Source organism: Cobetia sp. 5-25-4-2 (assembly GCF_013374075.1).
GTDB classification, from domain to species: Bacteria; Pseudomonadota; Gammaproteobacteria; order Pseudomonadales; family Halomonadaceae; genus Cobetia; species Cobetia marina.
In genome coordinates this window covers 18,389-31,077 of the sequence record NZ_BLWK01000006.1, presented here as the reverse complement: position 1 = coordinate 31,077, position 12,689 = coordinate 18,389, and the positions used below count along the sequence as shown (strand labels likewise).

At 62.6% G+C, this 12,689-nt stretch carries 13 protein-coding genes; 3 read left to right on the top strand and 10 right to left on the bottom strand.

Translation table 11 applies throughout. From position 1 onward, the window contains the following. Positions 1–90 precede the first annotated feature (90 nt). The 6 genes from HXS65_RS12875 to HXS65_RS12850 form a co-directional block, all read right to left on the bottom strand. Positions 91–792, bottom strand: a complete 702-nt coding sequence (locus HXS65_RS12875) for an HAD family phosphatase (protein ID WP_176494063.1) — start codon at positions 790–792, stop codon at positions 91–93. 7 nt (positions 793–799) lie between these two features. Beyond that, entirely contained in the window at positions 800–1,999 is a 1,200-nt protein-coding gene (locus HXS65_RS12870; RefSeq protein WP_176494062.1) for an ABC transporter ATP-binding protein, read from the bottom strand. Next, a complete protein-coding gene (locus HXS65_RS12865) occupies positions 1,999–2,964 on the bottom strand; it encodes an ABC transporter permease (protein WP_218015083.1) in 966 nt (321 codons plus the stop codon). The genes HXS65_RS12870 and HXS65_RS12865 overlap by 1 nt, the downstream gene beginning before the upstream one ends. Then, positions 2,948–3,796 (bottom strand): ABC transporter permease subunit, encoded by an 849-nt coding sequence (locus HXS65_RS12860; RefSeq protein WP_176494211.1) that lies wholly within the window; start codon positions 3,794–3,796, stop codon positions 2,948–2,950. The genes HXS65_RS12865 and HXS65_RS12860 overlap by 17 nt, the downstream gene beginning before the upstream one ends. Continuing rightward, positions 3,796–4,620 carry an alkaline phosphatase family protein gene (locus HXS65_RS12855; RefSeq protein ID WP_176494061.1) on the bottom strand — a complete coding sequence of 275 codons (825 nt, stop codon included), beginning with the start codon at positions 4,618–4,620 and terminating at the stop codon, positions 3,796–3,798. The genes HXS65_RS12860 and HXS65_RS12855 overlap by 1 nt, the downstream gene beginning before the upstream one ends. 92 nt (positions 4,621–4,712) lie before the next feature. Further along, a complete protein-coding gene (locus HXS65_RS12850) occupies positions 4,713–5,801 on the bottom strand; it encodes an ABC transporter substrate-binding protein (protein WP_240704327.1) in 1,089 nt (362 codons plus the stop codon). Positions 5,802–6,375: 574 nt separating this feature from the next. On the opposite strand from HXS65_RS12850, the gene HXS65_RS12845 reads away from it, so the two are divergent. Continuing rightward, positions 6,376–7,146, top strand: a complete 771-nt coding sequence (locus tag HXS65_RS12845) for a UTRA domain-containing protein (protein WP_176494060.1) — start codon at positions 6,376–6,378, stop codon at positions 7,144–7,146. 150 nt (positions 7,147–7,296) lie between these two features. Here HXS65_RS12845 and HXS65_RS12840 read toward each other — a convergent pair whose 3' ends face one another. Continuing rightward, positions 7,297–7,791, bottom strand: coding sequence for an NYN domain-containing protein (locus HXS65_RS12840; protein ID WP_255304510.1), 495 nt, complete (start codon positions 7,789–7,791; stop codon positions 7,297–7,299). A gap of 418 nt (positions 7,792–8,209) precedes the next feature. Next, the gene (locus HXS65_RS17685) at positions 8,210–8,644 is read right to left on the bottom strand and encodes a hypothetical protein (RefSeq protein WP_255304509.1); all 435 of its coding nucleotides are present in this window, start codon (positions 8,642–8,644) and stop codon (positions 8,210–8,212) included. An 18-nt stretch (positions 8,645–8,662) separates the two neighbouring features. Between HXS65_RS17685 and HXS65_RS12830 the strand changes: the two genes are divergently transcribed. Both HXS65_RS12830 and HXS65_RS12825 read left to right on the top strand, forming a co-directional pair. Next, a complete protein-coding gene (locus HXS65_RS12830) occupies positions 8,663–9,733 on the top strand; it encodes an NAD(P)-dependent alcohol dehydrogenase (RefSeq protein ID WP_077375804.1) in 1,071 nt (356 codons plus the stop codon). Positions 9,734–9,883: 150 nt separating this feature from the next. After that, positions 9,884–10,747, top strand: coding sequence for a PA4780 family RIO1-like protein kinase (locus HXS65_RS12825; protein WP_084208521.1), 864 nt, complete (start codon positions 9,884–9,886; stop codon positions 10,745–10,747). 107 nt (positions 10,748–10,854) lie between these two features. Here HXS65_RS12825 and HXS65_RS12820 read toward each other — a convergent pair whose 3' ends face one another. Beyond that, on the bottom strand, positions 10,855–11,430 hold the full coding sequence (locus HXS65_RS12820) for a DUF1456 family protein (RefSeq protein ID WP_308483186.1): 576 nt from the start codon (positions 11,428–11,430) through the stop codon (positions 10,855–10,857). Between the two features lie 107 nt (positions 11,431–11,537). After that, positions 11,538–12,644: an endonuclease/exonuclease/phosphatase family protein gene (locus HXS65_RS12815; RefSeq protein WP_077375811.1), complete on the bottom strand. Its 1,107-nt coding sequence runs from the start codon at positions 12,642–12,644 to the stop codon at positions 11,538–11,540. Positions 12,645–12,689: the final 45 nt, after the last annotated feature.

Genomic DNA, 12,689 nt, shown 5'->3' with positions numbered 1-12,689 from the left:
TTGCGGCTTCCTTTGCCTTTCGTCTTGGGCATAGAGTGCCTTTTTTTGCGTCAGTCGTCGCCTGTTTCGGGAGTGAAAGCGCTCAGTCCCTCAGTCGTAACCTTGCCAACGCAGGCGCGGCCAGTGGCGCTGCGTGGCGATGGCTTCCAGGGTCGGGTCGGCACAGACCGCATGCGGATGATCGACGAACTCCAGCAACGCCAGATCATTGCGTGAATCCGAATAGCCCCAGGTGGGGAGGTTGTGTCCACCGGGGCCGAGATGCTCTGCCAGCCAGTGCGTCAAGGCCGCAAGCTTGCCATCGCGGAAGGTACGGATGCCCCGGGCGCGTCCCGTGTAGCAGCCATCCTTGACCTCCAGGCGAGTCGCCAGCGCGGCATCCAATGCCAGTCGCTCTGCCAGCGGTGCCACCAGCTGGGCTGTCGAGGCCGAGATGATCACGACCTGATGGCCCTGATCACGATGCCAGGCGATGCGCTCGCGACCCTCACGGTAGAGGCGCGGCAGCAGTTCGGTATCGAGGAAAGTGCCCACCTCGGCCTCGACTTCACTGACGGTGCGACCGGCCAGCGGGGAGAGCAGATGGCTCAGGTGCGCTTCCATGTCGAGTCGGCCCGCGGCGTAGTCTGCCATCTGTTGCGTCCAGATGGCGCGGTATCGCTCGGGGTCCGTGATCCAGCCCAGCTGGATCAGCCACTCGGTCCACAGTCCCGTGGCGTCGCCATCCAGCAGGGTGTCATCGAGATCGAAGATGGCCAGCCCGCGCACTTCCCCCCCAGGCACTTCACTCATGTGCATTTCATCCATTTGCCACCCGTGACCTGTCGCCAGTGTCGTGCGTGCCCAGCGCCTGGACTTCGTCGAGATCGGCATGCACCTGCACGCGCAGATGGTCGGGCAGCAGCTGGCGGGCACTGCGGTTGAGCACATCGACGTTGAGACGCAGTCCCTGACAATCCACCTCGTAGCGCACGATGTTGCCCAGCAATTGATGGCGCAGGATGACGCCGGGCAGCGCTGGCCCCACATTGGCCGGCAATGGCTGGAGCGGGAAGTCGAGGCCAGCCTCCAGGTGCCCGGGGAGGAGGGGGCGTGTCATCTCATCCGGCTGCAGATAGAGCGCCTCCGGCCGCAATGCGACCTGCGGGCTATCGCACAGGTAGCCGAGCAGGGGCCGGGCAAGCTCGCTGCCGATCAGATTGTAATGGCCCATGAAGCCTGCGGCCGTGGCGTCTACCGGTCGGGTGTAGAGCGATGCTGCGTTGCCCTGCTGGAGAATGCTGCCCTGATGCATCAGGAAGATGCGATCCGAGAGCAGCAAGGCCTCTTCCTGATCGTGGGTGACGAACAGGGTGGTGAGGCCGAGACTCTTCTGGATGTCGCGAATCTGATCGCGCAGATGACGGCGGATGCGCGCATCCAGCGCCGAGAGCGGCTCATCGAGCAGCAGGATCTGGGGCTCGACCACCAGCGCGCGCGCCAGTGCCACGCGTTGACGCTGGCCACCGGACAGCTGATGTGGATAGCGCTGTGCCTGGTCGGTCAGCTCCACCAGTCGCAGCACTTCCGTGACGCGGCGCTCGCGCTCCTCGGGGCGCACCTTCTTCATGCGCAGGCCGAAGGCGACGTTGTCCGCCACGCGCATGTTGGGGAACAGCGCATAGTGCTGGAAGACCATGCCGATGCCGCGCCGCTGGGGCGGCAGACGGGTGATGTCGTGACCATCGACGATGATCTCGCCGCTGTCCACGTCGTTGAGCCCGGCAATGGCGCGCAGCAGGGTGGATTTTCCGCAGCCAGAGGGCCCGAGCAGGGTGATGAACTCGCCACGGGCGATCTCGGCATCGATGTCGGAGAACACGCGCGTCTTGCCGAAACGCTTGGCCAGGCCCTTGAGCGTCAGGTACTGCTGGTCGGCGGCCTGTTCACGCAACGCGCTGGTCAGCAGGCCATCGCTGTCGTGGCGAGAGTGGGTCTGCGGGATATCGGTGGCAAGCATCAGCGGTGCCCTCGTGAATCGGTACGGGAATGGGGGGCGGCAGGGCCAGCTTTCGCGGGCGTGGCGGGCAGACCTTCCGTCATGGCGGTGGCCAGCGCCTCCTCGGGGTCATCTTCCGGCATCGCCTGCTCGGCGGGCTGGCGGTTGCCCAGCCAGGTCAGGATCAGGGTGAACACGAACAGCGTGATGACCAGCGCGCTGGTGAAGTGGCCGCTGGCCCCGCGAATGTTGTTCAGGTAGACCTGCAGCGTCTCGAAACGGGTGCCGACCAGCATGTTGGCGAACACGAATTCACCGGCCAGAAACGAGAAGGCCAGGAAGACGGCGATCTGGATGCCGACCCGGATATTGGGCAGGACCACCTGGAAGAAGGCCTGCAGCGGGCTGGCGCCCAGCAACTGGGCGGCTTCCATCAGCGATGCCACATCCAGTGCCCGCAGGCTGTTGGCCAGCGCTCGGTACATGAAGGGCAGCACGATGGTGAAATAGGTGGGAATCAGGATCCAGGGCGTGCCGATGATCGGTAGTGGTCCGCCGGCATACAGCTGCAGCAGACCGACCGAGGACACGATGGGCGGCACGGCGAAGGGCAGCAGGATCAGGCCATTCATCCAGCCATCCAGACGCGGATAGCGGGTATGGGCCAGGAAGACCACCGGCACGATCAACAGCAGTGACAGGATCAAGGCGCCGACGGCGACCAGCAGGGAGCGCCCGAATGCGGCGAGAAAGCGGGGGGTGGTCCACAGCTCCAGAAACCACTTCACCGTCAGGCCATCGGGCGTGAGGCTGGCGCCCCACCGGGTGGCAAGGGCGTAGAACAGCGTGGCCACCAGCGGCAGTGCCAGCAGCGTGAAGACGCTGCCCACCACCACGCTGTAGGGATTGAGCCCGCGTAGACGCGCCATCAGGCTGGGCAGCAACGGCTTGCCATGGCGATACGGCAGTTCAGCGGGAAGTGACATGGTAGCTCCTGCGCATGAGCCACTGCTGGATCAGCGTGACGATGACGAGAATGACCACCAGTACCATCGCCAGTGCGCTGGCCAGTTCCGGCTGCAGGAAGAGGTCGCCGGAGACCAGATTGGCGATGCGGATGGTCATCAGGTTGTAGCTGGTGTTCACCAGCGCATAGACGGTGGCATAGGCGCCCATGGCATTGGCGAACAGTACGGTGAGCGTGCCGGCCAGCGACGGCCAGAGAACGGGCAGGCCGATGTGCTGCCAGTAGGCCAGGCGGTTGGCACCGAGCAGGCTGGCGGCTTCGCGCCACTCGCCCTTGAGCGTGCTGAAGGCCGGGTAGAGCAGCAGGATGCCCAGCGGGATCTGGAACCAGGTGTAGATGACGATCAGGCCGGTGCGTGAATAGAGATTGAAGTCATCGATGATGCCCAGGCGCTCCAGCATCAAGGTCAGCATGCCGTTGGCCCCCATCAGGATGATGAAGGCGAAGGCCAGCGGCACGCCGGCGAAATTGCTGGTCATGTTGGTGAAGGCGATCATCGCGCGCGTCAGGCCCGGTCCGCAGCGGTGCATGCTGTGACAGGTCACGGCGGCGATCGCCAGTCCCAGCACGCTGGACATCAGCGAGATCTCGAGGCTGCGGCCGATGGCCTGGCGGAAGAAGGGGGAGGTGGCGATTTCCTGAAAATTGGCCAGCCCCCAGCCTGCGGGGGTCTTGAAGGCGCTGATCATCACCCAGATCAGCGGGGCGATCTGGAAGGCGAAGAAAAGGATGGCGAAGGGCAGCAGCCACATCGCGGGACTGGTCAGCACTCGCCTGAGGAATGTCGGCATCACGCGTCCCCTCCAGGGTCTGCCAGCAGGGATGTGTTGCTGGCCTTGTCGTGCTCAAGCCCCAGCACGCTCGCCAGGGTGCCGCAGAGCTCGCGCTGGCGAAGGTTGCGGGCGGGGCTGCGGGCGAAGGCGCTGCCGAAGGTCCAGAGCGGCACACGGCGCTCTTCTTCGAGAAGGCCGGAATGTGAGCGGTCGGCGTTCATGCCGTGATCGGCGGTGACCATCACCTGATAGCCGGCCTCCAGCCAGCAGGGCAGATAGTCGGCCAAGGCGACATCGGCATGACGCGCCGCATTGCGATATTGCGCGGACTCACCGCCGTGGCGATGGCCGGCGTCATCGATGTTCATGCTGTGCACCAGCAGGAAGTCCGGGTCGTGACGCAGTCTCAGCATCTCGGCATCGCTGAAGACGTGGTCGTCCGGGTAGTGATCCTGCCAGTAGAAGATGCCCGCCTGGATGGCGGATTCGGGATTGTCGAGCAGTCGGTGTCTGGCTGGCACGAAGGGGGCGGCGACGTAGAGTTCGCTGACCCAGTGATAGGCGGCTGCCGCGGTGCGTCGCCCCTGCTGACTGGCGAGGTCGAACAGGCTCACGCCACGCGAGCGTCGCACGATGCCATTGTTGACGATGCCGGAGTCGACGGGCAGATCACCGGTCAACAGGCACTCATAGAGCGGTCGCGACATCGCTGGCAGTTCGCACTCCAGCGACTGGTACTGCCCGCGACCGGCCTCGACCAGGGCGCTCAGATAGCCCATGGCATGCCGGCCCACGGCATGGTTGAGGCCATCGAGCACGACAAGAATGACACGCTGGGACATGAAGACTCCGTGAAGCTCAAGACGGCACCGTGTGGACGGTGCCGTCTGTCAGGATGGTGCGCGCTCTATCCGCTCTGGACAGAGGCCGGGGGTCACTGCTGGTGGATCAGTACCTGGGACTGCCACTGACGCGGCAGCTGTCGGGCACTGGCTTCCCAGCCGGCGAAGTCCTGTACCGGGCGGGCATTGGCGTACTGCTCGTTGGGCAGCAGCTTGGCGGCGATGTCTTCCGGCAGGGTCAGGTGCTCGGCACGGATCGGGCGGGCGTAACCTGCCGCCAGGTTCAGCTGGCCGGCATCTGACAGGATGTACTCACGTGCCAGCTTGGCGGCGTTCGGGTGAGCGGCATGCTTGTTGATGATGGTGGCGTAGCCCGAGGTGACGGAGGCATCCGAGGGGATGACCACCTCGAAGGTGTCGCGGTTGATCTGATCGCGATAGTTGAGCGCGTTGAAGTCCCACAGCAGGGCGACCTCCACCTCGCCCTTCTCCAGGTTGGCGATGCTCGGCTCGGCCAGTGACAGGCGTCCCTGGCGGGCCAGTTCGGCGAACACTTCCAGACCCGGCGTCAGGTCTGACTCGCTGCCGCCATTGGCGAAGGCTGCGGCCAGGATGGCGTTGTTGGCCTGGGACGCCTTGCCGACCGCGCCGACGGAGACCTTGTAATCACCATTGGCGAGATCCGCGAAGGAAGCGGGGCGCTGATCTTCACTGACGAGTGTCTTGTTGATCATCAGGGAAATGGTGCCGGTGTAGCCCAGCATCCACTCACCATCTTCATCCTTGGCCCAGTCGGGGATCTCGTCCCAGGTGGTCGGCTTGTAGGCTTGAGTCACGCCCTGCTTGACCGCGATGGGGCCGAAGGCGAAGCCCACGTCACCGATATCTGCCGTGGCGTTCTCGCCTTCGGCCTTGAACTTGGCGACTTCCTCGGCGGAGCTCATGTCGGTATCGCTGTGCGCGATGGAATACTTCGACTCGAGGTCTGCCCAGGTGTCCTTCCAGTTGGCCCAGCTGTCCGGCATGCCGACGCTGTCGACGCGGCCTTCTGCCTGGGCGGCCTTGAGCAGTGCGTCCGGCACTTCAGCGGCACTGACGGAGGCGCTGCTCAGCAGGGTGGCCATGAGGGCCGAGACCATCAGGCCGGCGGTACGGGGCGAGGTAGCGGTGAACGACTTCAATGACAATCCTCCCAGACGGGGTAATCAACGGATGCGAGAGTGCATTCCTGGCCAGCGAGTCGCCGAGGCGAGCAGGCAGGCGAGATGGGGTCAAAGCTGGTTCTTGTCCTGCGCAGTCTTCCTCGAGACCTGCCACCTCAATTTCTGTGGTCTAGTTCAGTCTCGGGGCTGACATGACTTTACGCAGCGGTTGTGACAGTCGCGTGTCGTCACTATGTCAGTGTCGTGATGTCAGTGTCGTGGCAATGAGCCATCAGCCATCAGCGGTACATGTTTTGACGCAACGCTGCGTGGTGCCGGCTGATTTTCTGACAATTCCCTGCATGAGAGCGTGTCCCGATGATAGGCATCCGCCTCGGATTCTCACGCGCATCACACAGGATGGCCTTGTGCTGTCACCGGATCGTCATGCCTGTGTCATGGTGCTCGGCGAGCGTGGGCTGACTCGCCTGGCGACGTCTACACTAGACCACAGCGATCGCGATTCTCGAGCCTTGTCATGATGGACACCTTGGATGACATGCAAGTGACTCGCCAGAAATCGCTCTCTTTCGTTATCTTTCAGGAACTTCGCATGCCTTCATTATCGATCGAGCCCACAGGTGACGACGCAACTTCCCTGACGCGCACGGCGGATTTGCCCGTCACCGGGCTCAAGGGCAGGCTGCTGAACCATCTTGAAGCAGCGCCGCTGCATGCCTCGCAGCGTCTGCCGTCCGAGCGTGAGATGATCGAGCGGTTCGGCACCACGCGAGTCACCTTGCGAGATGCCTTGCTGCAGCTGGAAGCGGAAGGGAGAATCTATCGCGAGAACCGCCGTGGCTGGTTCGTCTCGCCGCCGCGCCTCAGGTATGACCTGCTGGCATGTCTGCCTTTTCACGAGATGGTGCAGTCGCAGCAGCGGGTCGCTTCCACCGAGGTGCTGTCCGCTCAGGAAGTTCCCGCTGATGAGGTGATCGCCCAGCGTCTGGGAATTGCACGGGGTGCCGGGGTCTATCGCATCACGCGAGTGCGGCGCATCGATGGCCGGCGGGTGCTGCACGTCTGTCATCACCTGCGACGCGACTGCTTCTCCGGCATTCTCGATTTCGATCTCTCGGCGCATTCGCTGACGACGCTCTACCTTCACCAGTACGCCATTCGCATCCGGCGCGTGAGCTTCGAGCTGGCCTCCAGCGTGTTCGACGCCGAGACGGCCGTCGCCCTGAATGCGGCACCGGGTAGCCCGGCGCAGCGCATCACGCGGATCAACTTCGATCAGAATGGCCGTGCAGTGGACTGCGATGATGAACACTGGCGTCACGATGCCATCGAGTTGACGTTATCCGCCGCACCACAACGCTAGAGGGCAATCTGGCGACATACGCCACCAGTGTCCGGGACTTTCCTTCAACTCGACGAAAACGCCCGCAAGTCCTCCTCTGACGGGAAGGCTTGCGGGCGTTGTGGTAATGGCGTGCGTGATGTGGCCGTGGGGCATCGTGGGGGCAAGCCCTCAGCGCATCAGCAGCGTGTCATCTATCTCGCGGAAGTGATCAGCGCTGCGCATCAGGGCGAGGGCAGTGAGTGCCTCGACGCCGTAGACACGCGTCGTGACGGCATGGCGCGCTGCGACATGCTCCAGCAGCAGGGCGAAGTCACCATCGCCGGAGGCGAGGATGATCTCGTCGACGTCGGGAGCGGCTTCCATCACATCGATCGTGATGCCGACATCCCAGTCACCCTTGGCCGAGCCATCTCCTCGCTGGATGAAGGGTTTGAGCTTGACCTCGAACCCTATCTCACGCAGGCGTTGCTGGAATTGCTGCTGCTTGGGGTCACCACGGTCAATCGCATAGGCGTAGGCATGCGTGATGCTGCCCAGGGATTCCAGTTCGGCCCACAGTCGGCGGTAATCGAATTGCCGGCCAAAGGTGTCGCGGGTGGTGTAATAGATATTCTGGACATCGATGAAGACGGCGAGGCGCGTGGGCGAGTCGGATGTCGGCAAGGACGGTTGGATTGCGGGCGTGGGAGAGTTCGACATTGGCTGTCACAGGGACCGGAAGGCTGAATGATGTGCCTGAAGCAGAGCAGGCAGGTACTGGAGGCGCGTGCGGCGTGGGAGTCGTTCAGGTGTCGCGGGATGACTCAGGCATTGCGCCTGGCTCCGACGATGAGTGCTTGTGCTGCTGACACCATGCAAGGAGAGCGGATCTGTCTTTCTCTGACCTGTCTGCTGTGATCTGTCTACCCTGACCTGTCTGGTGCTATCGGTTGAAAGCAGAGCTGTTGAAAGCAGAGCTGTTCCAGGTAGCGCCATCTCGAGAGGAGGGCAGAGACCGGCCGCTGCCAATCATGGCGAGCAGCGGCTGGCGATCTTCTGACAGCTTGCCACGATCAGGCCGAGTCTGGGCCTGATGGAAGCATCAGTTGCCGGCAGCGGGATTGGAGGGCTTGGTCGGCTTGTGGCCGATGATCTGACCGCTGACGCCGGATTCAATCACTTCAACCTTGCCGCCACGATCGAGGAAGGCTTGCATCTGGGCTTCCAGCGAGGCGGATGTTTCAACAGCAGCGGGTGCTTTCTTCTTGGCAGCAGTACGAGTGTTGGCCATGCGGGACTCCGTTCCGAGACGTGAGGGGTGGAAGAGCATGATAACACGACTGCGTTTTTCCTGCTTGATCGCGTCAGAAGTAATTAAGAAGTGGTGATTTCGCTGCGTGATATGTTCGTGATGTCGTGAGACGACAGCGGCGCTGTTGCGATCACACCAACACAGAGATGCCAGCAGACAGGGAGTCAGGGCGTTGAAAAGTGATCCAGGCGGCGACATCTCCTTCTTCACGTTGATACTTTTCATGATGCAAGGAGAGCTGGCATGGCGAACACCTTTGACGGCAACACCCGAAGCTACGCACTCAAGTCCGATTCCGCCGATCTGGCGCCATGGAATTTCGAGCGCCGTCAGCCGCGCCCGGATGATGTGGCCATCGAGATCCTGTATTGCGGTGTCTGTCACTCGGACCTGCACGTCGGTCGCAATGACTGGGGCTTCACCCAGTATCCCATCGTGCCGGGTCACGAGATCGTCGGGCGAGTCACCCAGGTCGGCGATGATGTCAGCCAGTACAAGGTGGGTGACATGGTCGGTGTCGGTTGCATGGTAGATTCCTGCCGTGAGTGCAGCGCCTGCCACGAGGGGCTCGAGCAATACTGCCTCGAGGGCATGACCATGACCTACGGCAGCCCGGATCGCCACGATGGCAGCCTCACGCAAGGCGGCTATTCCGACAGGATCGTCGTCAGCGAGCGCTTCGTGGTGTCCATCCCTGACAAGCTGGACCCGGCGGTGGCCGCGCCGCTGCTGTGTGCCGGTGTCACGACCTATTCTCCGCTGCGCCACTACGGCGTGAAGTCCGGCGACAAGGTCGGCGTGATCGGCATGGGTGGCCTGGGCCACATGGGGATCAAGTTCGCCAAGGCGATGGGCTGTGAAGTCACCCTGTTCACGCGCAGTGAAGCCAAGGTAGCGGAAGCGCGCGAAAATGGCGTCGATCACGTCATCGTGTCCAGCGACGATGAGCAGATGGCCGCCGCGACCGAAACCTTCGATTTCCTGCTCGATACGGTACCGGTGCCGCACGATCTCAACCCCTACCTCAATACCCTGAAGTACGACGGTACCCATATTCTCGTCGGGCTGGTGCAGGAGGTAGACCCCGCACTGCAGGGCGGCAATCTGGTCATGAAGCGTCGTGTGCTGGCGGGCTCGCTGATCGGCGGCATGCCGGAGACCCAGGAAGTGCTCGATTACTGTGCCGAGCATGACATCACCTGCGATATCGAGATGATCGACATCCAGAATATCAACGAGGCGTGGGAGCGCATGCAGCAGGGCAAGGTGAAATACCGCTTTGTCATCGACATGCAGAGCTTGAAGAACGCCTGACACCTGTCGTCATACCATGCCAGGTCTGGTGTGGTGGCATGAAAAAAGCCCCCGGTATCCTTCTGGATGCTGGGGGCTTTCGCGTCTGTCATGTCACAAAATTGTGATGGGGTGATTCCCGATCGAGGCGAAAACGCGTATAAGAACGCGATGAAAACGCCAAAGAGAATCCAGCCGCTCATAGATGACGGACTGGTCGATGAAGTGCTTCGCCCCTTGATGAGTGGCAAGGAAGCCTCGGTCTACGTGGTGCGCTGCGGAGAAGAGATTCGCTGCGCCAAGGTCTACAAGGATGCTGCCCAGCGCAGCTTCAAGCAGGCCGTGCTCTACCAGGAAGGCCGCAAGGTACGCAACAGCCGTCGTCAGCGGGCGATGGAGAAGGGCTCCGGTTTCGGACGCGATCAGCAGGAAGCCGCCTGGCAGAACGCCGAGGTGGATGCCCTCTATCGTCTGGCCGATGCCGGTGTGCGCGTGCCTCAGCCATACGGCTGCTTTGACGGTGTACTGCTGATGGAGCTGGTCACCGACGACGATGGCAATGTGGCACCGCGCCTCAATGATGTCTCGATGTCGGCGGAGCAGGCGCGTGAAGACCACGCCTTGATGATGCATTATATCGTTCGCATGTTGCATGCCGGCCTGGTGCACGGGGATCTGTCCGAGTTCAATGTGCTGGTCGATGACTACGGCCCGGTGATCATCGATCTTCCGCAGGCGGTGGACGCAGCGGCCAACAACAATGCCAAGAGCATGCTGGCGCGCGATGTCGCCAACATCACTGCCTACTACGCGATGTTCGCTCCGGAACTTGCCCAGACTCGCTACGCTGATGAGATATGGGCATTGTTCGAGGCCGGTGACATGGACCCGGATGTCGAGCTGACGGGTCTCTTCGAGGATGACCCCGAGGCACCGGACGTGGATGCGCTGCTCGAGAACATCATGGCCGCCATGGAAGAGGAGCAGGAACGCAAGGCGCGTCTGAAGAGTGCCGAAGACGGCGATGATGATTAGATGCTGAACGGGTGGGCGCCGGACATCAGGCCCGGTGATGATGCCTTGAGACACGACAACGCCGCTTCACGATGAAGCGGCGTTGTCGTGTCTGGCCAGCGGAGGCTTCAGGCGGGGTCGACGGCGTGCTGCTCGGTCTCCGGGTCGTGGCGACGGTGACGCAGCTCGATGCCCTTGAGCAGATTGCGCAGGATCTGGTCCTTGCATTCGCGGTAGTGGCGATGGTCCGGCTTGCGGAAGAAGGCGGACAGTTCCGACTTGGTGATCATCTCGAAACCGGCCAGCGCCAGCAGATCCAGCATGTCATCGTCCTTGAGCTCGAAGGCGATCTTGAGCTTGCGCAGGATCAGATTGTTGTCGAGACGCTTTTCCGGTGCGGGCTGAGCACCCTCGCGCTTGCCCCGGCGCACGTTGATCAGGCCATTGAGGAAGCTGGCCAGATCGATGTCCTTGATGCGCTGCTGGGCATCGTCGTCATCGCGCTTGAGCCAGTCACTGACTTGGGCGCGGGTGACTTCGTGGTCGGCGGCGGCGAAGGTGTTGATCATGTCGCTGTCGGAGAGATTGAGTGCGTAGCGCAGGCGACGGATGATGTCGTTGTTGGTCACAGGCGTGGGTCCGGTCTTTGAGGATGTCTTGAAGTTGCGTGGCGCGCCATGCATGGCGTCAATGGCGCGCAGCATACCAGATCAGGGTGGGGTGCCGCTCCATCCCGGCGCGCTTCCCGGCCGGGGTGGCAGACAGGGCGTGAGTCAGGGCGGCAGGCAGAGCCGCTAGCCGCCTTCGGTGATCAACGCCCGGGCGTCGGGACATCCTGATGACTGACGTCTTCGTCTTCTGCGGTCTCGCGTGCTTCGGCGTGATCCTCCGCGTCAGGCTCGGGCCTTTCATCGACGTGATTCGTCTTCTGGTTCGGGGTCAGTGCCAGCTCCGTCAGCAGCGGGAAATGATCGGAGCCGAAGGCTTCCATGCGAGCCACGCGCACCACGCTGAAATGCCGGCTATGGAAGAGGTGATCCAGCGGCCAGCGCAGCAAGGGAATGCTGGCATGGAACGTATTGAACATGCCACGGCCGACGCGTGGGTCCAGCAGGCCGGACAGTTTGCGGAACAGTCGTGTGGTGCGAGACCAGGCCACGTCGTTGAGATCTCCCGTCACGATGATGGGCTGCTCGCTCTCGGCCACGCTCTTGGCCACGATGACAAGCTCCGCGTCTCGTTCACTGGACTCCTCGTTTTCGGTCGGGCTGGGCGGTGCGGGATGCAGGAAATGAGCGCGTATGCGATCGCCGCTCTTGAGCTCCAGATGGGCATGCATCGAGGGCACGTCATCTTCGACCAGGTAGTCGATGCTGGCGTCGTGCAGGGGCAGACGAGAATAGACATGCATACCGTAGAGGTTGTCCAGCGGGCACTTGAGCGTATGCCGGTAGCCATGCTCCGGCTCATCTCCCTCCAGGACATCCAGGCGGCTTTCCCACCAGCCATCGGACTCCAGGGTGACGAGAACGTCGGGTTGCTCGCGCCTGACGATCGCCAGCAGGGCGTCGCTATCGTGGTTGCTGGTCAGCACGTTGGCGGTCAACAGACGCACATGACGTGCGGGATCACTGTGCTGCGCGACGCCCGATTCACAGCGGGCGAGCCGGGTGTAGGGAATGATCCATTGCGCCTGGTAGATGAGCCCTGCCAGTGCGATGAAAGCCAGCGTCAGCCGCAGCCCTGTCGAGAGCTCGCCGACGAGAAGGTCGGCCACCAGCAGGGCCGCCCAGAGTACCGCCAGCTGCAGGCGGGGAAAGTCCATGATGCGGACGGACCAATGCCGCAGGCGCGTGAGTGGCAGCAGGGTGAAGGCTGCCATCAGCAGCGTGAGTACGCCGAGTAGCGTGGGGATCATGGGGGCTCCGGTGACAGGAATGGGGCGGGAAATCAAACGCTCAAG

Bases quoted from the DNA above. Each gene is read 5' to 3' on its own strand.
- HXS65_RS12865 (WP_218015083.1), bottom strand. From the start codon at position 2,964: ATGTCACTTCCCGCTGAACTGCCGTATCGCCATGGCAAGCCGTTGCTG.
- HXS65_RS12860 (WP_176494211.1), bottom strand. From the start codon at position 3,796: ATGCCGACATTCCTCAGGCGAGTGCTGACCAGTCCCGCGATGTGGCTG.
- HXS65_RS17685 (WP_255304509.1), bottom strand. From the start codon at position 8,644: ATGAAAAGTATCAACGTGAAGAAGGAGATGTCGCCGCCTGGATCACTT.
- HXS65_RS12855 (WP_176494061.1), bottom strand. From the start codon at position 4,620: ATGTCCCAGCGTGTCATTCTTGTCGTGCTCGATGGCCTCAACCATGCC.
- HXS65_RS12830 (WP_077375804.1), top strand. From the start codon at position 8,663: ATGGCGAACACCTTTGACGGCAACACCCGAAGCTACGCACTCAAGTCC.
- HXS65_RS12845 (WP_176494060.1), top strand. From the start codon at position 6,376: ATGCCTTCATTATCGATCGAGCCCACAGGTGACGACGCAACTTCCCTG.
- HXS65_RS12870 (WP_176494062.1), bottom strand. From the start codon at position 1,999: ATGCTTGCCACCGATATCCCGCAGACCCACTCTCGCCACGACAGCGAT.
- HXS65_RS12815 (WP_077375811.1), bottom strand. From the start codon at position 12,644: ATGATCCCCACGCTACTCGGCGTACTCACGCTGCTGATGGCAGCCTTC.
- HXS65_RS12825 (WP_084208521.1), top strand. From the start codon at position 9,884: ATGAAAACGCCAAAGAGAATCCAGCCGCTCATAGATGACGGACTGGTC.
- HXS65_RS12875 (WP_176494063.1), bottom strand. From the start codon at position 792: ATGAGTGAAGTGCCTGGGGGGGAAGTGCGCGGGCTGGCCATCTTCGAT.
- HXS65_RS12820 (WP_308483186.1), bottom strand. From the start codon at position 11,430: ATGCTGCGCGCCATTGACGCCATGCATGGCGCGCCACGCAACTTCAAG.